Below are 12889 nucleotides of genomic sequence, written 5' to 3'. Positions count from 1 at the left end.
GACTCCTTACTGAGCAGCTTTACGCGGCGCGACAGGATCGGCCGGCAGCGTGAAAGAACGCAGGTCGAGGGTCGGCGCACTGCTGCCCCCAAGGCGATGGTCGAGGATCAGCAATCGGGCATTGTTCAGCCCCTGGCTTAACTGGCTCAGGTACTGTTCCAAAAGGAACGCATGACCGGCACTGGCGTAGGCTTTTTGCTCGGCGCCAAAGCGCAGATCAGCTGTCAGTGCGGTGGCATTTATTTCACGCGCCAGCGCATGGGCTTGATCCAGGGCAACGCTGGCCTGCAATTGCGCCACATTGGCTTGTTCACTGGCCGCGCCCCGTTCGCGGGCAATCAGGGCCTGCGCGCTGATCTGTGCTGCCTGCACACCGTGATAGGCATTGGCGGCCCCGGCAGGTGGGTGGATGGCTTCAACCACGGTGGCAAGAATTTCTACCCCGCTGTCCAGGCCATCCAGATCAGCCTGCACGGCGTGGCCTATATCATCGGCCAGCGCACTGCGCTGCTCACCGAGCACACCATCAAGCGTCCGAGAGGCAAAGTCGTGTACCAGAATGCGGCTGGCGGTAGTGCGAATCAGCGTCGGTACATCAGCACTGTGATAAGTGGCGGCAATGGCGGCGTGGTCGCTCAGGCCAATGCGATAGACAAAACGCACGTCCATATTGACGATCTGAAAGCCCTGTTTGTCGCCACTGTCGCTGGCAATCACCTGGGACTTGTCATTCACATGGGTGGCATCCCACAGGCGATTGGCGGTAAGCGGTGGTAAACCATCGGCAGGCGTGAGTAGCGGATCGACAGTCGATTCTGTGCTAGTGGCCAACTCATGTACCACACCGTTTTCCACCGCCAGGACTCGCCCAAAAGGCCATGGCAGGCCCACGTGCAAACCCGGGCCCAACACTTCAACCGGCTCACCAAAGCGCTCATAAATCCCTCGACCTTGCAGCGGGATTTCACTCACACCGCTCAGCACCCAGCCGACAGCAGCAACCACCGCCAGCACCGGGAAAAACGCTTTGCGCATAAAGGTAAAAGCCCAGATTTGGCGCAGGTCGATGCCGAACCGGTTATGCAATTCGCTCTGCAGCGTCAGCAATGGCTGAGGCGGCCAACGCAACATACCAGCGACAAAGCTTTGCCCGATCATGCGCGGTTCTAGTTTGTCGCGGCGCGGGATGAACAGTGCAGCCAGCGCCCTCAGAATCAGCTCAATAGCCACGGCAGCAGGTAGCAACCCGGTCAGCACCGCGAGGCGGGCAGGCCACACCGCATCGTCGCTGCTGAAAATCAGGCACACGGCGCTCAGGAGCAAAGTGAGGATGGGCACGCGAACCAACGGTGCCAGCAAACGCGCCTCCGGCCATTGGCCAGGGTGTTGCTGCGCCAGGAAACGTTCGAACACTAACAGTGCAAACGCGCACAGCACCGCAATGCCAGCCGCGACACTGCCCCAGGTTCCCAGAGCCAAACCGGGTAAAGCCAGGTTCCAGGTGTGCTGGGCGCTCCACCAGGCGACACCGCTCACGCCTGCCAGCCACAAAACGGGCGCGCCGATGGTGGCCAACACCTGTTTTGCCCCGGCATCAATCCGCTGGTTAAAACGTTCAATGCCACGCAACTGTTCGTCGGGCGCGACCTCAGCCACCTGTGGTGCGGGGTTGAGTGCGTCATTGCGCCAATCCGCCACCCAGTAAGCCGATTGAACGCCTGCGGCCAGCACCAGCATGGCTGCTGCGTTATTGCCCAGCAGCACCGGCCACAGCGATTCCGATGAAAACAGACCTATAAAAAATGCCAGCACCCACGCCAGCAACGCCAGGACTGCCAGCACTACCCCCAGTAGATAGAGCTGACGAGCCTGTGCGCTGGCGCTTTGGAAACGAGGCAAAGACTCGAGCCGGCCCTCCTCTGCCTCTAAATCGACACGCATGGAAACACTCACTTATGAAATATCTAGTTACGATATCGCAGAAATGATGAAACTTTTGTCGAGCTTACGGATTCTTCATCTTGGTTTAAAAACGGCGAAACGCCGCTATGGGAGCCGGTCAAGCACGACTCCCAGCGTTTTTTGGCGCTATCAGTCCGGGTGAGTCATCAACTGTTTGGCCAGGGCTTCAAATGCAGGAATAGTCACCGGATCGTTAGCCGAGTTGCTGGCAACCGGGTTGGAGGCATAACGCACAATAACCATTTCGGCTTTCGGGTCAATGTAGGTGCGCTGACCGTAAACACCGCGCGCCATAAAGGCACCATCCGCGTTGTGCGTCACCCACCACATGTCGCGATAGCTGGCGCCCTTGAGCAAGTCATAACCGGCTTTGGCAAAGGCCGCTTTATCGCCGCCACCACGAATGTCATCGACAACCGCCTTGGGTACGATTTGCTTGCCGAGATACTGACCATTGTTACGGATCATTTCTCCAAAGCGGGCCATGTCCCGTAGCCCTGTATTCAAACCACCCCCCGCAAACGGGGTACCGATTGAATCCACGGTGAAATAGGCCGATTGTTCAGCGCCAATGCGCTGCCAGATTTTTTCCGAGAGCAATTGCGCAACGTTACGCCCTGTCACTCGTGCAATGACCCAGCCCAGCACATCGGTGTTCACGGTTTTATAAGCGAAGGCCTCGCCGTGCTCCCCCTCCGGCTCGACCGTCTGCAAATATTCCATATAACTTTGCGGGCCGGTGTAGTCCTTGGGTTTGGGTAGCGGGTTACCGGCCTGTGCATGCTTCCAGACTTCAGCATTGGGGTCGGCATAATCTTCGCTGTATTTAAGCCCCGTGGTCATGTCCAGCACCTGGCGCAGGGTGGCGTTGCCAAAGGCCGACTTGGCCAGCTCGGGGACATACTCAGCAATTTTTTTATTGGCATCCAACGTGCCATCAGCCACCAGCATCGCGCCCATAGTACCCACCACGGACTTGGTCATCGACATGGCGCCGTGCTGGCCTTCGGGGGTCAGCACACCAAAGTAACGCTCATAAACAATTTTGCCGCGGTGCAGCACCACAATGCCGTCGGTGTAGTTCGCCGCCAGCGACTGTTCCCAGGTCATCGGCTCCTTGCTGCCCAGTGGCACGAAGGTCAAGGCGTCGATATCCGTGCGCAAGGCTCTGGCCAGCGGCACGGGCGCACCCAGGCCACGGGAGACATTGGTGGTAGGCATCAATTGACGGAAGTTGGAAACACTCCAGCGCATGGCGGGAAACTGGAAATAACTGCCGTCGGCAAAGCGCACGATGCGATCCGGCGGGGGCGGTGCACCGACCATCCAGCCCAGCTTCGCCGGGTCGCTGGCAGCGGCGTCCGGGTAACTGGTTTTATCGCTGGCACAGGCGATGGAAGCCGCCAGGCAAGTCACTAGAAAAACCGCACCGGTGCGGGCGGGTTTGATAAATTGCTTGATCATCGAAAATTCCTTTTCAGTTCATGGCCGTGCCCTACCCTGCGGGATAAGCAGTGGGAATGTATAGCGCACACCAGCACCCGCAGGCGATTTTGCGCACCTGAAATTTATTTTTTTATTTTTTCGATCAACCCTTCCAGCTCATGAAAGTCGCTGTGGATGGTTCGTTCACGGCTCCAGATCATGTCCAGAGTGAAAGTCGGAAAACCGGGCGGCGGTTGGAGAACTTTAATGTTTGGCGGCACATTCAACGTCGCCACTATTTTTTTCGGGATCACGATCAGTGCCGGCACCGCCAATAAAACATTGACCCCGGCGTGATAGGAGTTGGCCCGGGTAAAAATACTTCTACGCCGCGACTGTTTTTCCAGCCAGCCATCCACCATGTTTTTTTCCGACAGCCACGGCGTTGGAAATATGTGCGGCGTGTCACAAAATTCATCAATATCCAAAAAAGATTTAGCCTGATGTTTTGCCACGCTGGACAGGCACACAAAAGAATCTTCAGTAAGGCTGCGATAGCCCAGCAACGGATGCCGTTGGTGATAGCCCGGGCCGAAGCCAAAGCAAACGTCGGTGTCAGAAGCCAATAACTCACTGATGGGCAAATCCTGGCCCAGGCGGCTCACACTCAACGCCCAGTTGCGCCCGGTTGAACGCACCTGCTGCAACACTGCAGGCAACATGAGAATTTCAAAATATTCCGGGGCAGTGATATTCCACTGACGCAGCGCGGTGCCCTGCCCTGCTCCTTCCTTGGCGCACTGATTGATGCACTGCAGGATGTTTTGCAGATAGGGCTTGATCGCCAGCACCCGTGCCGTGGGTTGCATGGCGCCGTCGGTGTTCTCGAAGAGTTTGTCGTCGAAACAGTGGCGGAGTTTTTTCAGGCTGTAACTGATGCTTGATTGGCTGAGATTCAACATTTCTGCCACACGCTTGGCGCTGCGATTTTCGATCAACAGCAAGACAATCGAAATATCCTGCATATCCAATTGTTTCAGCGCATTGGTGTAAAGCATGCCAGCTCCTTGCTGAAGTTATCCACAACCCAGAAGCCACAAGACATCCACGTACATTTGCTGGCGCTGCTTGCGGCGAGGCTCTGGGTCGGACCAAAGGGTAAACGAAGATATCCCCGAACTCTCCCGACCATTCGGCATTACTTGCGTTATGTCTTAAAATAGCCGGTTGCCGAAAGAACCGTCATGGCCGTAGCCATGAAGGGCTTTCATCCCTTGAAAATAAGTGTGGTGAAGATGAACAAGCCTTTCATTTCGCTGTGCCCGGAAGTTACTCGGGCGCATGCGTTGACGTTGATGGATTGGTTGGAAGATGAGCGCGTCACCTGTTATCTGAGCGATTCACGTCATGTCTCCCGCTCCATCGAGCAAGCCATTGATAGAACCCAATTGCCAATCCTGACCCATCTGTTCAACCAGGGCGGCCGATTCTTCATGGCTTATGACCGGCATGACGCCCCGGTAGGCTTTGTCCGTCTGATCAAGACCGGCTCAAATTGCGAGATAGTCCTGGTCATCGGAGACAGCGACAAATGGGGCCGAAACCTTGGCGCCCGCACGATCCGCGAAGGCATGAAACTGGCCTTCCTCGACATGCGGGCCAAGAAGCTCATCGCCAAGATCCACCCGGACAACACGCGCTCGGTAAAAGCCTTTCTGCGCAGCGGCTTTGTGCTTGAAAGCGAAACGCCCACATTGAAGTCATTTTCCATGGCAGCGGGGCGCTATCTCCAGCTCTTGCGCGAAGGTACCGTTGGCGACTCCACCAGGATCTACATCACTGAAATCGACAAGGCCAGGCTAGAGAGTCTCATCGCTCTGGAGCAAGGTCCGACGGTTGTTGAGCTCGAACATGAGCTTGAACGAGCCATTGTCGTCAAGCCGCAGCAGGTGGCGGGCAATGTCGTCACGATGAACTCCAGGGCTTTAGTGCAACTGGACGACGAAGAGATCGAAGTGGCCCTGGTCTACCCGGAAGACGCGGACAGCAACGCAGGGAAGCATTCCGTGTATTCCGACATTGGCGCCGCAATTTTGGGCTATCAGGAGGGGGACGCCATTGACTGGCGAATTTCTGATCGGACCCGCCGAATTGAGATCAGGAAAGTGCTTTACCAGCCAGAGGCTGCGGGCCATTTCCACCTGTAATTGAGTGTTTCCCTCAGTGTTGGTCAAGCAACCTGGAAGAAGGGGATCTGTCGAAGAAGGGAGCCCGTAAGTGGCTCCCTTCATTCGCGACAGTTTTAATTCTCTAAAACCACCACTGAGTAGTGCCGCAGCTGTGATTTATTCCACAGTCACGGATTTAGCCAGGTTACGCGGCTGGTCCACGTCAGTGCCTTTAAGCACGGCCACGTAGTACGACAGCAATTGCAGCGGGATGGTGTAGAGGATCGGCGCCAGCACATCGTGGATATGCGGCATGTTGATCACATGGGTGCCTTCGCCGTTGCTCATACCGGCTTGTTCATCAGCAAACACAATCAGCTCGCCACCGCGGGCACGCACTTCTTGCAGGTTGGATTTAAGTTTCTCCAACAGCTCATTGTTCGGAGCAACGGTCACTACCGGCATATCGTTATCCACAAGTGCCAGAGGGCCGTGCTTCAACTCGCCCGCCGGGTACGCTTCAGCGTGGATGTACGAAATTTCTTTGAGCTTGAGTGCACCTTCCATTGCCACCGGGAACTGAGCGCCACGGCCCAGGAACAGGGTGTGATGTTTATCGGCAAACAATTCAGCCACTTTTTCAACCACCGAATCCATCGCCAGGGCTTCGCCCAGACGCGCTGGCAAACGACGCAGTTCTTCTACCAGCTGTGCTTCAACGCCCTCTTCCAGGGTGCCGCGCACCTGGCCCAGAGACAGGGTCAGCAGCAACAGGCCTACCAGCTGGGTGGTAAATGCCTTGGTGGAAGCCACACCGATTTCGCGACCTGCTTGGGTTAGCAGCGTCAGATCAGACTCACGAACCAGCGAGCTGATACCTACGTTGCAAATCGCCAGGCTACCGAGGAAGCCCAATTCTTTTGCATTGCGCAGTGCTGCCAGGGTGTCAGCGGTTTCGCCCGATTGCGAGATCGAAACAAACAGGGTGTCCGGTTGCACCACAACTTTGCGGTAGCGGAACTCGCTGGCCACTTCAACCTGGCACGGAATGCCTGCCAGGCTTTCGAGCCAGTAACGGGCAACCATGCCGGCGTGGTAGCTGGTACCACAGGCGACGATCTGAACATTGCGAACCTTGGCGAACAATTCCTTCGCTTGTGGACCGAAAGCTTGAACCAGTACATGGTCAGCACCCAGGCGGTTTTCCAGGGTGCGTTGAACTACAGCTGGTTGCTCGTGGATTTCCTTGAGCATGTAGTGGCGATACTCGCCCTTGTCGGCCGCTTCGGCGCCATCGCTGTATTGCACGGCTTCGCGTTGAACGCTCTGACCGTTTACGTCCCAGATCTGCACGCTGTCACGACGGATTTCAGCGATATCGCCTTCTTCCAGGTACATGAAACGGTCAGTGACCTGACGCAGTGCCAATTGGTCGGAGGCCAGGAAGTTTTCACCCAGGCCCAGGCCAATCACCAGCGGGCTGCCGCTGCGGGCTGCAACCAGACGATCCGGTTGCTTGGCGCTGATCACAGCCAGGCCGTAGGCACCGTGCAACTCTTTAACGGTGGCCTTGAGGGCCTCGGTCAGGTCGCTGTGATCTTTGAGTTTGTGGTTTAGCAGGTGGGCAATGACTTCGGTGTCAGTGTCCGAGGTAAACACATAGCCCAAGCCTTTGAGCTGCTCACGCAGGGCTTCATGGTTTTCGATGATGCCGTTATGTACTACAGCCAGATCGGAACCGGAGAAATGCGGGTGAGCGTTACGCTCGCACGGCGCACCGTGGGTGGCCCAACGGGTATGGGCAATGCCCAGACGACCGGCCAATGGCTCACCGGCCAGAGCTTGTTCCAGCTCGGCCACTTTGCCGTTGCGGCGCATGCGTTCCAGGGTGCCGTTGTTGGTGAAAACAGCCACACCTGCGCTGTCGTAACCACGGTATTCAAGACGTTTCAGGCCTTCCAGCAGAATGGCCGTGATATTACGTTCAGCGACTGCGCCAACGATGCCACACATAAAGTTCTCCTAGCTTAGGGCCGCGCATAACAATGTTATGCCCCGGGCCTGAATCTGTTCGCGTGCCTCAAGGGGCAGGCGATCATCGGTAATAAGGGTATGGACGCTGCTCCAGGGCAGTTCCAGGTTGGGTATTTTTCGACCAATCTTGTCCGACTCGACCATCACGATCACTTCACGCGCGACGTCAGCCATGACCCGGCTCAGACCCAACAACTCGTTAAAAGTTGTCGTGCCGCGCTGCAGGTCTATGCCGTCAGCACCGATGAACAGTTGATCGAAGTCGTATGAGCGCAACACCTGTTCGGCAACCTGTCCCTGAAAGGACTCGGAGTGCGGATCCCAGGTGCCCCCGGTCATCAGCAATACAGGCTCATGTTCCAGTTCACTGAGTGCATTGGCGACGTGCAGGGAGTTGGTCATCACTACCAGGCCAGGTTGCAGGCCCAGTTGTGGAATCATCGAGGCCGTGGTGCTGCCGCTGTCGATGATGATGCGCGCATGCTCTTTAATCAGACCAACCGCTGCACGGGCAATGGCTTGCTTATAAAGAGAAACTGGCTGAGGGACATCACTGACCAGTTCTTGCGGCATGGTGATCGCGCCGCCATAACGACGCAATAAAAGCCCGTTACTTTCGAGTGCAGCCAGATCCTTGCGAATCGTAACCTCAGAGGTTTCGAAGCGCTTGGCCAGTTCATCCACACTGACTTCGCCCTGCTCGGCAAGCATGGCCAGGATGTTGTGTCTGCGTTGTGGCGTATTACGTTTGGACATAACGGCTTAAGTTTCGTTTCGAAAGATAACGAAAGCAATGAAACCGTATCTCGAAACCTTCGTCAAGAAAATGTTGTGGGCTATTTTCTATGAATAAGTCGATATGGGCCTGTGTTCATTGGCCAAAACGCTTATTTAAGCCCGCAAAAAACAAAGCCTTATCCACAGGGCGTGAATAAGGCTTCAGGTAACTTATTGATTTAAAACAGTTATAGGATGACTTGTTAATAACCTTAAATCATCATCGCCTATCTGTGGATAACTTTAAATCAAGGCTTTGGCTGTTTAACCGGACGCTTCCAGCCATCAATGTTGCGCTGGCGCGCACGACCAACGGCCAGTTGCTCCGCGGCAACATCCTGATTGATGGTCGAGCCTGCAGCAGTGGTAGCACCGTTGGAGATATCCACAGGTGCAACCAACGAGTTGTTCGAACCAATAAATACATCAGCGCCCAACACGGTCTTCCACTTGTTGGCGCCATCGTAGTTGCAGGTGATGGTGCCAGCACCGATATTGGTGCGCGGGCCGACCTCGGCATCGCCCAGATAAGTCAGGTGACCGCATTTGGCGTCTTCACCCAAGTGGGCGTTTTTCAATTCGACAAAGTTACCCACATGGGCACGGGCATCCAGCACACTGCCCGGGCGCAGACGAGCGAACGGACCGGCATCACTGTTCTCGCCCATCACGGCACCGTCGAGATGGCTATTGGCCTTGACCACAACACCTTTGCGCAAGGTGCTGTCCTTGATTACGCAATTCGGGCCGATGACCACGTCGTCCTCAATAACCACGCGACCTTCAAGAATCACGTTGATATCGATCAGCACATCACGACCCACGGTGACTTCACCGCGCACATCGAAACGCGCCGGGTCACGCAAGGTCACACCCAAGGCCATCAGGCGACGGGCTTCGCGCAACTGGTAATGACGTTCCAGCTCACTGAGTTGTTTACGATCGTTGGCGCCCTGCACTTCCATCGGGTCAAGGGCATGCTCGGTGGCCACGACCAAACCATCGCTAACCGCCATGGAGATAACGTCGGTCAGATAGTATTCGCCCTGTGCGTTGTTGTTCGACAGACGGCTCATCCAGTCAGCCAGGCGACGGGTCGGCAAGGCGAGGATCCCGGTGTTGCCTTCGGTAATTGTACGTTCGGCTTCGGTTGCGTCCTTGTGCTCAACAATCGCACACACCTTGCCATCCGCATCACGCACGATACGACCATAACCAGTCGGGTCGGCCAGGTTGACGGTCAGCAGGCCCAGTTGCTCGGGGCCAACTTGCTTGAGCAGACGTTGCAGGGTCTCAACCTCGATCAGCGGTACATCGCCGTACAGGATCAACACGTTTTCTGCGGTCAGAAATGGTAGCGCCTGAGCCACGGCATGGCCGGTACCCAGTTGCTTGTCTTGCAGCACAAAGTTCAGGTCATCAGCAGCCAGACGTTCACGCACCAGTTCGGCTCCGTGACCAATGACGACGTGGATGCGGGTCGGTTCAAGCTGACGAGCGCTGTGGATAACATGGCCAAGCATGGAGTTGCCTGCCACGGGGTGCAGAACCTTGGGAAGGGCAGAACGCATGCGGGTGCCCTGACCTGCGGCGAGAATAACGATATCGAGAGACATGACTGGCTACCAATCCTGGGTGGTCAGCGGTTGCGACCAAAAAGTATTTCGCGGAAAAAGAAAAAGGGTAGCCGAGGCTACCCTTTTTAATCAATCACACAATAAGACAGGAGGCTTAGCCGCCAAACTTCTTGCGGATTTGCTGGACGGTGCGCAGCTGAGCTGCGGCTTCGGCCAGACGTGCAGCAGCAGACCCGTAATCGAAATCTGCGCCTTTTTCGTTCAGTGCCTTCTCGGCAGCCTTTACGGCTTCCTGAGCGGAGGCTTCATCCAGGTCGGCAGCACGTTGCACGGTGTCGGCAAGAACCTTGACCATGTTCGGCTGAACCTCGAGGTAACCACCGGAGATGTAAAACACCTCCGATTCCCCGCCCAGCTTGATCAGGCGGATCGGACCTGGCTTGAGTTCAGTGATCAGCGGAGCGTGACCCAGAGCGATACCAAGATCACCCAGGCTGCCGTGCGCAATCACCATCTCGACCTGACCGGAAAAGATTTCTCCTTCCGCACTGACGATATCGCAATGGACTGTCATCATATTAGCCATCTGATTGCCTCAACCTGATTAGCGCCCGTTGCCGGGCGCTGGAATTACAGTTTCTTGGCTTTCTCGATCGCTTCTTCGATGCCGCCGACCATGTAGAACGCTTGTTCTGGCAGGTGGTCGTAGTCACCGTTGAGGATGCCTTTGAAGCCAGCAATGGTGTCTTTCAGGGAAACGTATTTACCCGAAGCGCCAGTGAAGACTTCAGCCACGAAGAACGGCTGAGACAAGAAACGCTGGATCTTACGAGCGCGGGATACCAACTGCTTGTCGGTTTCCGACAGCTCGTCCATACCCAGGATCGCAATGATGTCCTTCAGTTCTTTGTAACGCTGCAACACGTACTGAACGCCGCGAGCGGTGTCGTAGTGTTCCTGGCCAATTACGTTCGGGTCCAGCTGGCGCGAAGTCGAATCCAGTGGATCTACTGCTGGGTAGATACCCAGGGAAGCGATGTCACGGGACAGAACGACGGTAGCGTCCAAGTGGGCAAACGTGGTCGCAGGCGACGGGTCAGTCAAGTCATCCGCAGGTACGTATACCGCTTGGATCGAAGTGATCGAACCGTTTTTGGTCGAAGTGATGCGCTCTTGCAGAGTACCCATCTCTTCAGCCAGAGTCGGCTGGTAACCTACTGCCGAAGGCATACGGCCCAGCAGTGCGGATACTTCAGTACCGGCCAAGGTGTAACGGTAGATGTTGTCAACGAACAACAGTACGTCGTTACCTTCGTCACGGAACTTCTCGGCCATGGTCAGGCCGGTCAGTGCTACGCGCAGACGGTTACCCGGCGGCTCGTTCATCTGACCGTAAACCAGTGCCACTTTGTCCAGTACGCTGGAATCCTTCATCTCGTGGTAGAAGTCGTTACCCTCACGGGTACGCTCGCCCACACCAGCAAACACAGAGTAACCGCTGTGTTCCATGGCGATGTTACGGATCAGTTCCATCATGTTTACGGTTTTGCCTACACCGGCACCACCGAACAGACCAACCTTACCGCCTTTTGCAAACGGGCAGATCAGGTCGATAACCTTGATACCAGTTTCCAGCAGGTCGTTGCCGCCAGCTTGCTCAGCGAAGGACGGTGCTGGGCGGTGAATGCCCCAACGCTCTTCGGTGTCAATCGGGCCAGCTTCGTCGATCGGGTTGCCCAGAACGTCCATGATCCGGCCCAGGGTAGCTTTACCTACTGGAACGGAGATGGCTGCGCCAGAGTCGGTGACTTCCAGACCGCGCTTCAAGCCCTCGGTGGAACCCATCGCAATGGTACGAACCACGCCGTCGCCCAGCTGTTGCTGAACTTCCAGAGTGGTTCCGGCCGCGCTTTGTACTTTCAGCGCGTTGTAGATGCTCGGTACGTTTTCGCGTGGAAATTCCACGTCGATCACGGCGCCGATGATTTGAACGATACGTCCGCTACTCATAGCTGGATCCTCTGAATATTTGAACCGTTAAACCGCGGCAGCGCCGCCGACGATTTCCGAGATCTCTTGGGTGATCGCAGCCTGACGCGCCTTGTTGTAGATCAGCTGCAAATCGCTGATCAAGTCACCGGCGTTATCAGTGGCGTTCTTCATTGCGATCATCCGCGCAGCTTGTTCAGCTGCACTGTTCTCGACCACCGCCTGGTACACCTGCGACTCCACGTAACGCACCATCAAGCCGTCTAGCAGCTCTTTGGCATCCGGTTCGTAGAGATAGTCCCAGTGGTGCTTGAGTTCTTGATCCGGGGTCGCCACCAGTGGAATCAATTGCTCCACAGTAGGCTGTTGCGTCATGGTGTTGATGAACTTGTTGGATACCACGGACAGGCGGTCAATACGGCCTTCCAGGTAAGCATCCAGCATCACCTTAACGCTGCCGATCAAATCATTGATCGACGGTTCTTCACCCAGATGGCTGATAGCAGCGACGACGTTACCGCCGAAGTTACGGAAAAATGCCGCACCTTTGCTGCCGACCACGCACAGATCAATCTCGACGCCGTTTTCACGGTTTACCGCCATGTCCTTGACCAAAGCCTTGAACAGGTTGGTATTCAAACCACCGCACAAACCACGGTCACTGCTCACAACCACATAACCCACACGCTTAACTTCGCGGTCGATCATGAACGGGTGGCGGTATTCCGGGTTGGCGTTGGCCAAATGCCCAATAACCTGGCGGATACGCTCCGCATAAGGACGGCTAGCAGCCATGCGCATTTGTGCCTTGCGCATTTTGCTGACCGCCACTTTTTCCATGGCGCTGGTAATCTTTTGCGTGCTTTTGATGCTCGCAATCTTACTGCGAATCTCTTTTGCGCCTGCCATGTAACACCTATCAGGTTAGCAAGCGGGAGCCTTGCGGCTCCCGCTGCG

10 protein-coding genes are annotated in these 12889 nt (G+C 56.0%); 1 reads left to right on the top strand and 9 read right to left on the bottom strand.

Annotation, left to right across the window (positions count from 1 at the left end; genetic code table 11):
• Nucleotides 1-6: 6 nt before the first annotated feature.
• The 3 genes from EQV96_RS16655 to EQV96_RS16645 form a co-directional block, all read right to left on the bottom strand.
• Nucleotides 7-1941, bottom strand: a complete 1935-nt coding sequence (locus tag EQV96_RS16655) for a protease modulator HflK (RefSeq protein WP_095031568.1) — start codon at nt 1939-1941, stop codon at nt 7-9.
• 150 nt (nt 1942-2091) lie between these two features.
• Complete coding sequence (locus tag EQV96_RS16650; RefSeq protein WP_095020597.1) at nt 2092-3426, bottom strand: serine hydrolase; 1335 nt, start codon at nt 3424-3426, stop codon at nt 2092-2094.
• Nucleotides 3427-3530: 104 nt separating this feature from the next.
• On the bottom strand, nt 3531-4445 hold the full coding sequence (locus EQV96_RS16645; RefSeq protein WP_095020598.1) for a LysR substrate-binding domain-containing protein: 915 nt from the start codon (nt 4443-4445) through the stop codon (nt 3531-3533).
• 186 nt (nt 4446-4631) lie between these two features.
• On the opposite strand from EQV96_RS16645, the gene EQV96_RS16640 reads away from it, so the two are divergent.
• Nucleotides 4632-5594, top strand: coding sequence for a bifunctional GNAT family N-acetyltransferase/nucleoside diphosphate kinase regulator (locus EQV96_RS16640; protein ID WP_094999570.1), 963 nt, complete (start codon nt 4632-4634; stop codon nt 5592-5594).
• Nucleotides 5595-5732: 138 nt separating this feature from the next.
• Here EQV96_RS16640 and glmS read toward each other — a convergent pair whose 3' ends face one another.
• The 6 genes from glmS to atpG form a co-directional block, all read right to left on the bottom strand.
• The gene (gene glmS, locus EQV96_RS16635) at nt 5733-7568 is read right to left on the bottom strand and encodes a glutamine--fructose-6-phosphate transaminase (isomerizing) (protein WP_094999571.1); all 1836 of its coding nucleotides are present in this window, start codon (nt 7566-7568) and stop codon (nt 5733-5735) included.
• A gap of 9 nt (nt 7569-7577) precedes the next feature.
• Nucleotides 7578-8345 (bottom strand): DeoR family transcriptional regulator, encoded by a 768-nt coding sequence (locus EQV96_RS16630; RefSeq protein WP_088378585.1) that lies wholly within the window; start codon nt 8343-8345, stop codon nt 7578-7580.
• 269 nt (nt 8346-8614) lie between these two features.
• A complete protein-coding gene (gene glmU, locus EQV96_RS16625) occupies nt 8615-9982 on the bottom strand; it encodes a bifunctional UDP-N-acetylglucosamine diphosphorylase/glucosamine-1-phosphate N-acetyltransferase GlmU (protein ID WP_240882197.1) in 1368 nt (455 codons plus the stop codon).
• A 115-nt stretch (nt 9983-10097) separates the two neighbouring features.
• On the bottom strand, nt 10098-10517 hold the full coding sequence (locus EQV96_RS16620; RefSeq protein WP_029611653.1) for a F0F1 ATP synthase subunit epsilon: 420 nt from the start codon (nt 10515-10517) through the stop codon (nt 10098-10100).
• A gap of 56 nt (nt 10518-10573) precedes the next feature.
• A complete protein-coding gene (gene atpD, locus EQV96_RS16615; protein WP_016782877.1) occupies nt 10574-11953 on the bottom strand; it encodes a F0F1 ATP synthase subunit beta in 1380 nt (459 codons plus the stop codon).
• A 27-nt stretch (nt 11954-11980) separates the two neighbouring features.
• On the bottom strand, nt 11981-12841 hold the full coding sequence (gene atpG / locus EQV96_RS16610; protein WP_003438003.1) for a F0F1 ATP synthase subunit gamma: 861 nt from the start codon (nt 12839-12841) through the stop codon (nt 11981-11983).
• Between the last annotated feature and the right edge of the window lie 48 nt (nt 12842-12889).

This window comes from Pseudomonas sp. TMW22080 (assembly GCF_022496745.1).
In the GTDB taxonomy this organism is placed as follows: domain Bacteria; phylum Pseudomonadota; class Gammaproteobacteria; order Pseudomonadales; family Pseudomonadaceae; genus Aquipseudomonas; species Aquipseudomonas bubulae.
This window is presented reverse-complemented; position numbering and strand designations above follow the sequence as displayed.